Genomic DNA, 14,251 nt, shown 5'->3' with positions numbered 1-14,251 from the left:
CCAACTAATCGCAGATAGGAGATATGAACATGAATAAAAATTCTTTCCTTAGAGACAAAGAAGCTGAAATGAACCATCAGGACCTGAGAGAAGCGATGACTCTAATTGAAAAAGAAGATATCGACCGTCTGAACGAAGAGGCTGAAGCTTACGCAGAAAGGTTCAAATCTTCCAGGGATGACTCCCTTTCTGAAGTGATGAGAGAGCTCGGGAACCTCGGAGAAGAGGAACAGCGAGTCGCCGGGGAAACGATGGAAACGCTGAAGCGCCCGGTAAACGATCTCATGAGCAAAGGAAATAATGACATCCCCGAAACGTTGAATGAACTCGAGGTTATCGTGTCGGACCTTGATCCGAAGCGTACCGAAGGCAACGGTATTCAGAGATTCTTTTATAAATTAAGCAAAACGCAGCCAATCGACCGCTACATGAAAAAATATGAAACGGTCGACTCGAAAATCGAAACGGTTGTCCGCAGTCTGCTGGCAGGAAAAGACCGACTTGAAGAAGACAGCGTCGAATTGCAGCTTATTAAAGAAAACGCCCAGAAGCGTATTTATGACCTGGACAAGCAAATCTATCTTGGGAAGAAGCTGTTTGAGCTCTTGAAAGAAAAAGAAGCTGCGGGCGAATACGACCTTGCGCTGCTTACAGAAGGAAAAGAAAAGATCATTACGCGTACAAGAAACATGACCCAGATGAAAAGTGTACTGCATCAGAGTATTTCTTCTGTAGATATTATCAAGAAAAACAATGAAAAGCTGAAGGAATCGATTCGTAATGCAGTTACCCTGACGAAAAATATTATTACTGTTTCCGCTTCGATTCAGCTTGCGTTGAATAATCAACGGAAAGTGATCGATACGGTGAACGGCGTCAATAAAGCGACCGAGGAGATGCTGCTCTCGAACTCAAGGAATCTGAGGGAAAATGCGGAAGAGACAACACAGATGATGGAGAGTCCAGCGATCAGTATGGAAGCACTTCAGGAGTCTTTCGATAACGTATTTGAAGCACTAAAAACGACAGAGCAGTCGTCCGAGCGGATCATCGCTTCGAGTGAACAGTTCATTGAAGAGATGGATGCTTTAAACGAAAATGTCCGGAAGAAATTATCTCAGACCGGTAGTCATACACAAAGAGCGCTTCGTGACTAAAGCGCTCTTTTTTATATGGCGATTTGTAAGAACGAGAGTGGGAAAGCATTTGTAAGCTTTTCGCCGGATGTTAACGGTCGATGGGCTCAATATGTTCGAACATTCCCTTCACCGCACACTTAAATAGAGAATGCCATCGTTTCTCTAAAACCTAGTCACAAATCGAGTAGTCTTTAAGAAAACTATTTTATTCTTCCATGGAAGATAACATACCAACTAACATAAAAAAGCTGTCCTCCCAATCTTTTCAAGTAAAAAAGAAGGTATGGTTTAACGATTAATAAATAATAAGAAGTATGAAAATCAACTATGGCTTACATTCTATTAGTTTTGTTATGGAACGATGAAATAGATCCTAAAGCTAAGCAGGAAAATCGCTTAATCATGTAGTAAATAATAAAGACAAAGGTCTTTTTTCTGGATTTTTCGTTTTTACCTCTGCCATTTCCCTCAAATCTAGTTACTTTAAGACCTTGCGTAAAGATTTACAGGTAAGAAACTAAACAATCTTTAGGAGGCATAGACATGGGAGAAGTATCTTCGATGAAGCAAGCCGTTGAGATGTTACGGGAGAAGGGACTATCCAATAGGGAGATCATAAGTAATGTAGATAACAGCCATTTTCCGTTTAATGATGAAGAAGTCGTAATGGCCTTTATTGATTTACAAATCGAATGTTCCTCTGATAAAGATTTTGAAAAGTTAGTGGCGTATTTATATTATAAGGACGACAACAGCTTCAATAAGCAGTAAGGTGAAATAGGGCGGTGTTTGTTTGGCAGATGTTCTTGTTTAGAAGAATCCGCCAAACTAAGCAGCGCCCTTTTATATTGTCGGAAATAAATTTGGCATTGAAAACATGGTCCCTTACTAAAAATTCTTCTTTAATATTTCCCTTATATATAACCCATAAAAATAAGGTCAACCAGATATAAACCTGATTGACCTTATAATTGGAACGAAATTCATCTTTTACAATTCTCTACCCTTATATATTTTGCAATTCAGGATTAAAAACCTCTTTAACCTCTTGGTGGCCGTTATTCCCTTGATAAGCTTCTTCTCTCTCCAATCCAAACTTCTCCATCATCGGCAGGTCACTTACCGTAAATAGGTACGAATCTCCTGTTGAAGTTGAAACATGCTCATGCCAAGCCCAGTTCGGAATAACGAGGAGGTCTCCTTCTTCCCAATCATAGCGGATATTATCAATCACCGTATAACCTTCCCCTTTAAAGATGTGCACCACGGTAGAACTTGTATGACGATGGGATTTAGAATGGAATCCCGCTTCCAGCTTTTGAAGTCTTGATGAAATATTAGGGTGCGCGGTTTCCCCATTGGAAGGACTTAAATATTCAACAGAATGACCGTCGTAAGGGTCCGGTTCAAAATCTGAGATGCTGTCCAGCGCCTTTTTCGTCTGCTCCCATTTATAAGCTCCAAGAGGTGTATGCTCGCTATGTCTGTCTTGAGGAGGTCTTACCTGTCCTCCTGCATATTTTCTGGCAGAATAGTTGTCCGGTAAGGAAGGATTCTCGATGCCATCAGGATGGCCTTCAAAAAATGAGCCATTTAAAAAGTAAATGGTTGGAATATCCAATACATCAATCCAGAACATCGGCTTGTCCCCTGGCTGCGAATGACCGTGCCAGCGTCCTTTTGGTGTGGAAAGGAAGTCGCCCTCTTCCATAAATAAACGTTCCCCATCCACAATGGAAAAAGCTCCATCCCCTTCTTTAATAAAACGCAAAGCACTTTGAGTATGTCGATGAGAAGGGGCTGTTTCTCCTGGAAGAATCAGCTGGACGGCCACATACATTGTAGAGGTAGTAGACCCCCAGCCATATGGCTCCCGATTTTCCAGCCCTGGATTCTGCAGATAAATCGCACGTCTTTCCCCGCCGCGTTCAGGGGTGAAAATTTCAGTAGCATCTTCAAGCTTTTCTTTAATAAGCTTCCATTTCCATAAATAAGGCTTAACCGTTTTATTCGGCTCTTTTGATGCGAGCTGAGGAATAGCATGCCAGAGAGGGCCGAGATGATGCTGTTTAATATCTTCATCGAATTGCTGAACTTCCTTACTTTTCATAAAATCGTTTTGTTCCATTTATATCTCCTCCTTTATTGATGAACTTTCTCTTTATAATTCGCAATGTTGCGTTCTACCTGAGTGATGTGCTTTCCAATATGCTCGATGATGAAATGCTCGACTAAAAATGATAATGGTTTTACGCCGAACTTAGGATTCACGTGCTCTTTTTCTTTTTCAAAAACCTCGGAGCTCATCTTACCTATTTCTGCAATACCTTTGTCCTTACTGGCAGCAATATCCTCACGAATGGATTCAATGTCAAGGTTCTCTACATCTTCAACGGCAGCAAGACGTCCTTCATGTTTTAAAGTCCGACCCCATTTTTCCTTACCTTCCACGGCTTCCAGAAGATCTTGAATCCAAAAGTTAAGAGACTCATTTACATGAGAATGAATCTGCAAAATAGACCATTCGTCTTTCGATGGCTTCCATTTGACCATTTCCTTGGAAACATCGGAGACCTCTAAATACGTATTCACTTTTTCCTTAATCTGCTGCTGATACTGTTCTGCTTTGCTCATACGTGCACCTCCGTCTTTGCTTCATTTCTCACTTCATTCTCCAATATCCCTACTTGATCGATGCTGATTGTAACTGTATCTCCTTCCTGCAGGAATTCCTGGGGATCGCGGGCAACGCCGACTCCTCCTGGTGTTCCGGTAAGAAGGATATCCCCTGGCTCAAGAGTGATCAGGTGTGAGACAAAATCAACTAAACGATTAACATTGAATACCAGACTGCTCGTATTAGATTTTTGCTTCGTTTCTCCGTTAACTTTCAACTCTATATCCAGATTGTGCGGATCCGGTACCTCGTCTTTAGTTACCAGCCACGGCCCTAATGGCAGTGTGCCATCTACACTTTTACCTTGCAGCCATTGCAGTGTCCGCTTTTGAAGATCACGCACACTTACATCATTGGCCACTGTATACCCAGCTACATAATCAAGAGCATCTTCTTCTTTAACGTTTTTCGCCTGCTTGCCAATGACGAAAGCAAACTCGGCTTCAAAATCATACTGATCGGAAATATCTTTCTTTACAATCGGATCTTCAGGACCCGATATTGTATTATTGAATTTTGCGAACAAGACTGGATTTTCCGGAAGCTCCCGCTTCATTTCTAAAATGTGCTCCCGGTAATTATGACCGACACAGATGATTTTGTTCGGTTTCCCAACCGGTGCCTCCAGCTTGACATCGTCTTTGTTGAAAACAACTTTCCCATCTACGTTAAGACCGTTTGAGACGACATAATTAACAGCTTTTTCAGCTTCCTTCAGAGTTTCTTCTCCCCCCTCTAACAGCAAGGTCATATCAGAAGGGACATAGACAGCTGCCGTTTTCTTTGCGATCTGACTTCCTTCTGATACTTTGTAATTCTCATAAGCTCTGTTTAAATCGATGATGACACCATCTTCATAGATTCCTGTTCGCTTCTCCTGTTTGTCTACTATATAATTAACTAGTTTCATATGTTTGTCTCCTCCATTTCAAATTTCATCTCGAGATTAAAGCTTTTAAAATAACGGTTTATTCATCTCATACCTTCGATCTTCAACTCTTCGTGACTTAAGTTCAAAGCGGGGCAGCACATTATCTTCCACGAGCTCTACATCGACTCTCAGACCCAGCCTTTCTCTTAAAAGCGCTTTCAATTCTTCGAAAATTAACTGTTCACCTTCATAATGAACTTTTACCTGGTCCATCCCGTTTTCTTGATAGTAAATAATTCTAAACTCGTTAACACCATTAAATTCTCTTACAATCGCTTCAATAGATTGAGGGAAGATGTTGGTACCGCGAATGACCACCATCTCATCTTGTCTTCCTACTATACCGCCGGGAAGAAAGCGGTAGTGATTCCCGCAGCCGCATTTGCCCATAGAATGAACGACGACATCCCCTGTTCGATACCTAATTAGCGGGTAACCATATCTGCCTAAGTTCGTCAGCACAAGTTCTCCTCTTTCCCCCTCCCGTACATGATGACCAGTCTCAGGATTAATCACTTCTGCGATGAATTCTGATTCGTTTACATGTAATCCTTTTTGTTCGGAACAGGAAAAACCGTAAGCTCCCATTTCCGTCATCCCTACATGATCGAATACTTTCGCACCCCATCCTGCTTCGATTTTTTCCCGTACAGAAGGAATAGATCCACCCGGTTCTCCAGCAGTTATTATAGTTTTCATGGAAGAATTATAAATATCGATATCGTTTTGTTCAGCAACTTCCGCAAGATGGAGGGCGTAACTGGGCGTACACAGCAAAACGGTCGCTTGATTTTCTATTATGTTGTACAGCCTCTGCTTAGTAGATTGGCCTCCACCTGGAATAACTAAGCAACCGACGTCTTTTCCAGCTTGGTATCCGCCCCAGAAACCGACGAAAGGACCAAAAGAAAAAGCAATAAAAATAGTATCCTCTGCCGTGACCCCACTGCTTTTATATACTTCCTGCCAGCACTTGCTCCACCACTCCCAGCTTTCTTTCGTATCCATGACACGGATTGGCTTTCCTGTAGTTCCTGATGTCTGGTGGAACTCAACATAACTGGACAGCGGATATGAATAGTTTTTTCCGACTGGTTTATTATTCTCCTGATCTTCGGCAAGTTCTTGCTTAAAGGTGAACGGAAGATCTGTCAGGTCCTCATATCCTCTTATCGGAAACCGAATACCTTTCAGCTTCTCTTGATAAAATTCATTATTTTGCAGCGTAAACACCAGCAACTGATTCAACCGCTGAAATTGATAGGATTTGAGATCCATTTTTGTTTCATACAATGGATATAAAGCTGCCGCTTCCATAACAACGCTCCTTTCTCTTTTTTTGTTAGCTCATGTTACTCCGATTATAATTTTTGCTGGTATATTGAAAAACAGTAGAATTCTTATATATGGAACTTTTAAGTGAATACTAGCTGAATTTTTTGATTTTTTTGATATAACTTACATAAACGTAAAAGGAGAAAAGGAATGACGTCTGTTAAGAATTGAAAATATACTTCACTTGAAAATGCCCTTCGTCTTCTTAAAAGTTTTTCTTGGAAGAACCTTTGAAACCTTTTACAAAGCAAACAATTACTGGCCCCGATCAACTTCGACAGGGAATTTCTCTTATTCGAAAAGAAGTTTTTGTAAAAAGCGAAAGAGAATTCAAGGACAATATCATTGCGATAGGCGCACCTGTTTATAAAACAAAACAACGTGTGATTGCTTCCCTCAATATTGCTGGTCTAGTAAATCGTATAAAACCGAGGGGAAAATTTTATGATTTCACTGGAATTAGGTTATTACGGTATTAAGAAAAGGACCGCTGCTGTTTAACCAGCACGGTCCCTTTGACAGTTATGCCAGATAAATAGAATTGTCGTGCGGTCCCAGAGGAAGGTGGCCTTCTTCCATAATATCGATAAGGTAAAGAAACGGATTATCTTCCCACCCACTCTGATCTGCTACAGCTTCCCATGTACAAGCCAGAAGACTGATATACATGGCATGCCCTGCTAATATTGAAACGGCTTGTTGATCTTGGTAGGTTTTATAAGCACCTTTAAAAGCACCATGGTACACAAGCTCGGGTATATCAGTGACTAATTGATCCAAAGCTGCTTTTCTTCCAGCTTTTTCTCCTGTAGTATTGATCTTCTCCGGGACTTCTTTTAGATGATCCCAAGGCCTGCTATCCTCTAACTTTAGACTCCTAATTTTACCAGGCACCTCTTGTAATGAAACCCATTCCGTTTCATAGTCATATAAGTCAAATGAATCCATGAATTTTTTCAGCTTTTCTTCAGTTCTTACATCCTTAGTTCCGATTTGCCGATACCATTCTACATTTGTAAGCCTGTCAATCAATACTTTGACTCGTTTATCATTGGGCCCAAAGAGTTCTTTCTTTGGAACATATGATGTTACTGCCATAGACCTCGCTCCTTTGCTTAGTATTTAGTGGTCAATTCAGGGGGCCCAAATTTCGGCCCATAAGGACCTTCATCCAGCCAGCGTCCCAGCTTAGGAGCTACTGCAGTTAGAGAAGCTGCTACTTCTCTTTTCATATTCATTTCAGGGGAATCTCCCTGCAAATGGTGCAGAGCCGTAGTAGAGCCGTCTCTATTCCATTTTGCAGCAATCCTCCGTTCTTTTGCTGAAGCATAAATGGCAGCCTGTCTTTCTTCTTCACTCTTACTTTCTAATGCTTTTTCAATACCATTTACAGCAATGATCGCATCAGGTACCCCGGAATTAAGCCCTCTTGCCCCAAAAGGAGCGAATAAGTGAGCAGCTTCCCCGGCCAGCAGTACTCGATAGTTTTTATCAGTAAAAGAGTCGGCTACAACTTGATGAAAACGGTAAGAAGAGACCCACTTAATTCGATCCGCATACTTAGGCGCCATCACCTTAGGAAGCCACTTCTTCACACCTTCAATGTCTTTAAATTCTTCCGGATCATCTTCTTCCAACAATTGCAAATCGACTCTCCACCCTCCTTTGAAAGGAACGTGCATCACATTTCTTCCGCCCATTGCAGGATGTTGATAGTGGAAAATCCGCTCAAGGGGCAGAGGATTATCTTCATCTTCTTCCAAATCTACAACTAGAAATGTATCTTGAGTACGAGGCCCTTCAAATTTTAAACCGACTGAAGTTCTTACAATGGATCGTCCGCCATCAGCCCCGATAACATAATCCGCTTCCCATACGTCTCCTGACTCAGTAGTGATGTTTGCGCCATCAGATGTAGTTTGACAGGCAGCCACAGGAGTTCCCCAGATGAATTCTACCCCGGCACTCACACACGCATCATAGATATGGCCTTCAATTTCATCCTGATGAAGCGCAGTAAAGGGAGGAAGCTTATGGGGGTCATGAGTATTCGTAATACCATAATCTTTTTTATACACTTCTTTTCCTTTGTAAAGCGTGCGTTTTACTGGCCAGACAATTCCATTTCTAGCCAGTGTAAATCCTAAACCTTTAGATTGACTTTCTAATAACTTTAATGAGGCATTATGCAGAAAGATGGCTCTGCTTCCCGGGCGGGGATGGTCTTTAGGGTCCGCTTCCATTACCGCACAAGATATACCTCTACTCTGCAAGGTAAGGGCAGCCGTTAAACCGACAGGACCAGCACCTACAACGATAGCTGTTCGCTTCTTCGTTTGTTCACTCATATTCAAATTCTCCTTTTCAGATTATTTACAATTTTTATAGTAATTTCAGTATAAAATAACCTATCTTTTAAAAGGGTAGAGCAATTCTTCTATATGGAACTCTATTGATTAATTTAGCCGTAAGATATTTATAATGAAAGAGTGTTAAAAGCTTATACCCAGGCAGGAAACAACATTCCCAGTTACAAAAATAAAAAAGCTATGTTCCAAAGTGAATTCAGAACATAACTCTAATTTTTCAATCATCCAATAGATTTTTTTGTATAGATTCAGGTAAAGGAACTGCTTTTGGCCTTTCTCCTGCTGTAGAGGTCCATGCTCTAAGCTCATACCCTTCAGCAACCCGTTCTTCGTCCCGGAAAAACCGATGTTCCACTTTGAAAACCTTATTGTTAATCTCTTTGACCTCTGTCTGAACGCTTACTTTATCTTCAAAGAAAAGCGGAGATTTAAACTGGCAGAAGGCTTCTAATAATGGAATGATTACCTGATCTTCCTTCTGCAGTTTAGATATACTGTATCCTGCCGCTTCAAATAATTCATGAGTGGATTGATCCTGCCACTTATAATAATTCGGATAGAAGACGATGCCGGCCGCATCGGTATCCCCAAACCTGACCTTAATATGATGGAAATGTTTCATTAGCTATTCCTCCCGGTTGCCCTTGTAGTTCTTCTAAAGGATTACCTTATTCCTAGTATTCTTCAATTATATAAACGGACTAAAGCAGAAGCGGATATTACACAAGACCTTTCCATAAAAAAGGAAGCTCTCTTCAGAAAGTCTTCCTCTTTGTATATCTAAAGCTTTTTTTGGTCAGTGCTAAATCTTCTCTATTCTTTCATTTTCTTTAAGGTTCTCTTGGGACTGTGTTTTTTGTGCAAAAATATTTTCGCGCTGTATAATCAAATAAAGCAACACACCAACTACCATTCCATAAGCAGCACCATAAACAGCAAGGACGATCCCCATAACTCCGGCTACCCCAATCTCTTTTTCATTGTTCACTTGCTGAATACCGACTGTAATACATAAGTATCCAGTCAGAATAAGTGTAATGGAGAGAGCTATGGGCAGAAACGGCTGAAATAGTGTAACCAGCGGAAGAATAAAAATTGCCAGCGATAAAGATATTAGCAATGAGTTTGTACCTGAGAAAATAGATTGCATCGCCTTTTTTCCGAAAGTATATCTTTCTGCTACAGATGCTGTCCCTGCAGTGAATATAGGACCAGCTAAGCCCGGATGAGGGAAAAACAGGGCATGAATGAAGTTTCGAATAAAAGTCAAAATGTGAATTTGATTTGAATTATATTCAATTTTTTCATCAGGTCTGAAAGTACTTGATCTCTCAATAAGCTTATCTCCAACAATGATATCTCCGTAGGCAATAATGTATGCCAGTACAGCCGTAGGAACAGCAGCAATGAAAATATCCCACCCAGGAAAACCGATGGCAAAAGGAGTAACATTCCACATGGCCGTTAAAGAAGGTATAGTGATCCCCCATTCAATTTGTGGAGAAGGATATTCCTGAATGATCCATCCTATTAAAATAGCAATAATGATAGCGGGCATAATCCCATAATTCGCAATAAAACGAAGAAATCTATTCTTATCATGAAGCTTGCGGAAAGACCTTGAAAACATAGTATATAAACATAGAAATCCTCCTATTATGAGAGTGATAGGGGTTTCGGCAAGTCTTCCGCCAGGTTCAATTTCTGTCATAATTGCTGCGATACCAGCGCCAATCAGAATCCCAGCTTTTAATGAAGCCGGAAGTTTCGTTACAAATAGTCTCCCGAGCCCAGTAACCCCGAATATCAAGAAGATAAAGGCTACTATTAGTTGAAGAGCTATTAACGCTTGTATAGCCTGGGCCCCTGGTTCAAATCCACCTAAAAATACAATAAGAACAGGGATGAGAGGAGTAATAAACCCAGGTACAAAAGGCACACCTAACATCGGGGGCAGCAGCATAAAGAACTGACCAAAGATAACAATAGCCAAAGCAGCGCTATAGGACATGCCAAGAGGGCCAGTCATTATTTCAATCATACTTAATCCAATAGTAAAAATGACCACACCTTGAATTAACTCTGGAGTTTCCAGTCGATAGTGAATGAAAGGCAGACGCATCTGATAGTTTCCTATTTTCCAATGGGACTGAACTTCAGGTTGCTTTTGTTTTTTCATACTTCCCCTCCTCTTTTTAATTAACCGTTGTCTTTATTTTTGTTCGTGGATGAGCTGTTTTTTTAGCTTAACTTTTTGAGTTTTACCGCTGGATGTCATTGGGATATGGTCGACAAAAATGACAGATGCTGGCGTTTTATATTTAGCCAGGTGAGCCGACACATAGTTCTTCACTTCTTGCTCCGGCATATTTTTTCCTGGATAAAGCTGGACGACAGCACACACCACTTCTCCCAATATTTCATCAGGAAGTCCGATTACGGCAGCTTCTGATATATTATCATGTTCGTATAGGAGAGCTTCTATTTCTTTTGGATAAATATTAAGCCCTCCGCGTATGATTACTTCTTTCTCCCTTCCTACATAGCGAAGATTTCCTTCCTCATCCAGTAAACCTAGATCCCCCGTATAATACCAGCCTCCTTCGCCTAATACTTCATTTGTTTTTTCAGGCAGTTTGTAATAACCTTTCATGTTTCCAAAACTGTGAACGGCAATTTCTCCTGTACTTCCGACAGGAAGCTCCTCCTTGAATTCATTTACAATTTTTATTTTTATTCCTTCGAAAGGTTTCCCTAAAGTATCCAGAATAGAAGCTTCATCATCGTCATATCTATTAATGGTTATACCGCCGCTTGTCTCAGTTGTTCCGAAAGACTGGCATAAATGAAACTTCATCTTTTCTCGAATTTTTTTCATCTGCTCAGGTGAGATAGGAGCAGCCCCTACCATCCCTGTACGAAGAGACGACAAATCATAGTTTTCAAAACCTGGCACCTGAAGTTCTTTTAAAAACATGGTAGGTACCCCTTGGTGCACTGTGGCTCTTTCTTGTTCGATTAATTCCAGCATAAGCGTTGGATTATACTTTTCTACGAGTACCATTCTTGCACCAGCAGCTACTGCTGCAATTAAGTTACACGCAATTCCAAATATATGAAACAAAGGAGCCGGAATAATAAATACATCTTCCTCATTGCATCTCATTTCTCTCACTACAGCTGTAGAACATTTGGAAACGCTCCTATGTGATATCATTACACCTTTCGGTCGGCCAGTAGTGCCGGAAGTATAAAGAATGCAAAATAATTCTTCAGGAGAGACAGTATTCTCTGTTGTGCCGTTTCCTTCACTTATTTGTAATTTTTGATAAGGTATGAAATCATCTTCATGAAAGCGAACAGAAATAACATGTTTTACTAAAGGTAGTACACTTGATTTTTTCAGATTTTCCGTAAAACTTTTATTAATAAACAGTACTTCTGGTTCCGAATTTTTCAATATATACTCTATTTCATTTGAACGGTACGTAGGGTTAAAGGGAACTAATACGGCTCCCAACCTTGCTGTAGCAAAAAAAACAACAACGGTTTCATTCCAGTTAGGCAGACAGACAGCCACTCTGTCCCCTTTTTTAATACCTAACTTTCTAAGCCCCGCAGCGAGACTTATACTTTGCCTAAGTAATTCACTATACGTAAGACGTCCATACTGATCGTACACAGCTTCTTCATCTCCGTGATTTCTCACTGACTCATTTATTAATTCATTTATTGTCTCTTTAAATTGAGTCTTCCTCATAATTTCACCTCTTTTAAAAATTACTTATTTAAACTTTATAGCTACTCTAAACCCTACTACCTGTAATCGCTTTCAATTATAAATACATAGAGATTTCGAGGCTATCTAGTTTTCTCTTATGTGGAACAGAGGTTAGTTTTTTGAATTTTGTAAAAAATGAAGATGGTTGTATTAATAATCTTAGAAAAATTTCAGAAGTCGTATTGTCTTATTACTTTACTTAGCTTCTCGTCATATTATTTAAAGATTAACAGTGAAAGGAATAGCCGTATAATGTTAAATATTTCAATAAAAAAACGGAAACCATCCTATGAAATGATTTCCGTCAAACTATAGATCCCCATAAAATCCCAATTCCTCAGAAATATCACTTGCCGTTTCTTTCAGATGATTCACATAAAAGAAAAGATCTTTTTCTTTTATCCGCTTCGTGGGGCTGATCATTGTTAGGGAAGAAACAACATTAGAGGAGTAATCCCTTATAGGTACAGCAACACTTGAGAACCCTTTATAGTACTCTCCCTCACAAAAAGCAAATCCTTCCTTTTCAATCGACTGAAGACGTGCGAGAAGTTTATCGGGGTCAGTAACGGTGTAGGGAGTGTAGCGTCGAAGGGGGTTTGATAAAACTTGCTCCTTAAACGCCAAGTCTTGATAAGCGAGAAGCACTAAACCCGAACTTGTACAGTGTATTGGACCTTTACGTCCTTCATTTGTCTCAAGATTTTCAGGTTCATTTCTATGCACCCGATAATAGAAAACTAAATGTTCTTCTTCGAGCAGGCAGATTTGACAAGTTTCGTCCAATTTTCTAACAAGCTGTTCAACGAAAGGAAAAGTATCACGATAAATTTCTTTGTGTACAGATATCACCCCACCAAGAGTTAAAAGTGATAATCCCAAGCGATATTTACCATTACGTGGATTTTGAGACAAAAATCCTTCTCTGCGTAATGTAGTAATTAATCGGTGGGCCGTACTTTTCGGCAGGTTCACCTGGGAGGAAATATCGGTAACGCTAAGTTCTTTACTTTTACTTGTCTTATAAAGGTTAAGGATTTTCATAGCATTAGTAATTGAAGTAAGCAGGTATTTCTGTGATGGCATAAACGTATCATCCTCTTCTCATGGCAGTAGCCTGGCGTCGTTTTATTATTTGTGACAAATCCAGTCCTGCAGTAATTACTTTATTTATTAAAGTATCCTTAGAGGGCTTCATTCTTTGCACAGGACCTACGATACTTATAGAGGCAATCACTAAGTTCTCCTTATTAGATACAGGAGAACTTATCGAGAAGTAATCAGTTTGATATTCCTGATTATTTATCGCGTACCCTGCTTTCCTTATTTGAGCAAACTTTGCTTTTAATTTATTGACATCTGTAATCGTATAATCGGTATACGCTTTCATTTTTGTGCCGAGTACTCTATTCATTTCACCTTCGGACTGATAGGCCAGAATAGTTTGGCCGGCACCTGTACAATGAACAGGATTTCTTTTTCCCAGAAATGTATCTAATTGGGTGTTATAAGGGCTTTCTACCTTTTGAAGATAAATAACATGTGAGTCATCAATGATACTTAAATGTGCACTTTCCCCTGTATCATCTCTCAAACGTTGAAGGATGGGAATGGATTCGCGAATAATATGGAGCTGATCCGTCACAGTATTTGTTAATTCCAAAATCGAAAGGCCAAGTGAATACTTTTGGGTCTCCCTATTTTTAACGATAAAGTTCTCTTCAGCTAATGATGAAAGGAGACGATGGGCCGTACTCACTCCTATATCCAACTTTTTTGATAGTTCACTAACACCCAGTTCCGGGTTATTGCCGGAAAAGCTTTTTAATACATCCAGTGCATTTTCGAGGCTTGTATTTGATCGGTGACTCATCTTCTCCCTCCTTGAAGGACTAGTTTCTCCTAATATACGTTCCATATAAAAGAAATTCAACCTTTGACTTCCCTATTCCGCGTCATAGAATAAAGACAATCATAGTTCAAGGAAAATCATAAAACAGAAATTATTCATAGTAGGAG

14 protein-coding genes are annotated in these 14,251 nt (G+C 40.1%); 3 read left to right on the top strand and 11 right to left on the bottom strand.

Annotated elements, in window-relative coordinates; genetic code table 11:
- Positions 1 to 29 precede the first annotated feature (29 nt).
- Together C1A12_RS15415 and C1A12_RS15410 are read left to right on the top strand one after the other, a co-directional pair.
- A complete protein-coding gene (locus tag C1A12_RS15415; protein WP_101845203.1) occupies positions 30 to 1,157 on the top strand; it encodes a toxic anion resistance protein in 1,128 nt (375 codons plus the stop codon).
- 525 nt (positions 1,158 to 1,682) lie between these two features.
- Positions 1,683 to 1,910: a hypothetical protein gene (locus C1A12_RS15410; protein WP_101845201.1), complete on the top strand. Its 228-nt coding sequence runs from the start codon at positions 1,683 to 1,685 to the stop codon at positions 1,908 to 1,910.
- 235 nt (positions 1,911 to 2,145) lie between these two features.
- On the opposite strand, the gene C1A12_RS15405 is transcribed toward C1A12_RS15410, so the two are convergent.
- Genes C1A12_RS15405 through C1A12_RS15390 form a run of 4 tightly spaced genes read right to left on the bottom strand, consistent with a single transcriptional unit; the run spans position 2,146 to position 6,064 of the window.
- Positions 2,146 to 3,267 (bottom strand): cupin domain-containing protein, encoded by a 1,122-nt coding sequence (locus C1A12_RS15405; protein WP_101845200.1) that lies wholly within the window; start codon positions 3,265 to 3,267, stop codon positions 2,146 to 2,148.
- A 14-nt stretch (positions 3,268 to 3,281) separates the two neighbouring features.
- Positions 3,282 to 3,773, bottom strand: a complete 492-nt coding sequence (locus tag C1A12_RS15400; RefSeq protein WP_101845198.1) for a DinB family protein — start codon at positions 3,771 to 3,773, stop codon at positions 3,282 to 3,284.
- Positions 3,770 to 4,726, bottom strand: a complete 957-nt coding sequence (locus C1A12_RS15395; RefSeq protein ID WP_101845196.1) for a fumarylacetoacetate hydrolase family protein — start codon at positions 4,724 to 4,726, stop codon at positions 3,770 to 3,772. The genes C1A12_RS15400 and C1A12_RS15395 overlap by 4 nt, the downstream gene beginning before the upstream one ends.
- Positions 4,727 to 4,771: 45 nt before the next feature.
- Entirely contained in the window at positions 4,772 to 6,064 is a 1,293-nt protein-coding gene (locus tag C1A12_RS15390; RefSeq protein WP_101845194.1) for a phenylacetate--CoA ligase family protein, read from the bottom strand.
- A gap of 236 nt (positions 6,065 to 6,300) precedes the next feature.
- Between C1A12_RS15390 and C1A12_RS21700 the strand changes: the two genes are divergently transcribed.
- Positions 6,301 to 6,561, top strand: coding sequence for an IclR family transcriptional regulator C-terminal domain-containing protein (locus tag C1A12_RS21700; protein ID WP_101845192.1), 261 nt, complete (start codon positions 6,301 to 6,303; stop codon positions 6,559 to 6,561).
- 43 nt (positions 6,562 to 6,604) lie between these two features.
- On the opposite strand, the gene C1A12_RS15380 is transcribed toward C1A12_RS21700, so the two are convergent.
- The 7 genes from C1A12_RS15380 to C1A12_RS15350 all read right to left on the bottom strand — a co-directional run bounded on the left by C1A12_RS15380 (position 6,605) and on the right by C1A12_RS15350 (position 14,105).
- Positions 6,605 to 7,180, bottom strand: a complete 576-nt coding sequence (locus C1A12_RS15380) for a hypothetical protein (RefSeq protein WP_101845190.1) — start codon at positions 7,178 to 7,180, stop codon at positions 6,605 to 6,607.
- 17 nt (positions 7,181 to 7,197) lie between these two features.
- A complete protein-coding gene (locus C1A12_RS15375) occupies positions 7,198 to 8,430 on the bottom strand; it encodes an FAD-dependent monooxygenase (RefSeq protein ID WP_101845189.1) in 1,233 nt (410 codons plus the stop codon).
- 238 nt (positions 8,431 to 8,668) lie between these two features.
- On the bottom strand, positions 8,669 to 9,073 hold the full coding sequence (locus C1A12_RS15370; RefSeq protein WP_101845187.1) for a thioesterase family protein: 405 nt from the start codon (positions 9,071 to 9,073) through the stop codon (positions 8,669 to 8,671).
- A gap of 180 nt (positions 9,074 to 9,253) precedes the next feature.
- Positions 9,254 to 10,630: a solute carrier family 23 protein gene (locus tag C1A12_RS15365; protein ID WP_101845185.1), complete on the bottom strand. Its 1,377-nt coding sequence runs from the start codon at positions 10,628 to 10,630 to the stop codon at positions 9,254 to 9,256.
- A 33-nt stretch (positions 10,631 to 10,663) separates the two neighbouring features.
- Positions 10,664 to 12,211, bottom strand: a complete 1,548-nt coding sequence (locus C1A12_RS15360; protein WP_101845183.1) for a class I adenylate-forming enzyme family protein — start codon at positions 12,209 to 12,211, stop codon at positions 10,664 to 10,666.
- Positions 12,212 to 12,541: 330 nt separating this feature from the next.
- Complete coding sequence (locus C1A12_RS15355; protein WP_101845181.1) at positions 12,542 to 13,318, bottom strand: IclR family transcriptional regulator; 777 nt, start codon at positions 13,316 to 13,318, stop codon at positions 12,542 to 12,544.
- 7 nt (positions 13,319 to 13,325) lie between these two features.
- A complete protein-coding gene (locus tag C1A12_RS15350; RefSeq protein ID WP_159462207.1) occupies positions 13,326 to 14,105 on the bottom strand; it encodes an IclR family transcriptional regulator in 780 nt (259 codons plus the stop codon).
- Between the last annotated feature and the right edge of the window lie 146 nt (positions 14,106 to 14,251).

The sequence above is a fragment of the Halobacillus sp. Marseille-P3879 genome (assembly GCF_900240285.1).
GTDB lineage: Bacteria > Bacillota > Bacilli > Bacillales > Halobacillaceae > Halobacillus_A.
The sequence above is the reverse complement of the archived record's forward strand: the minus strand, read 5'-3'. Positions and strand labels throughout refer to the sequence as shown.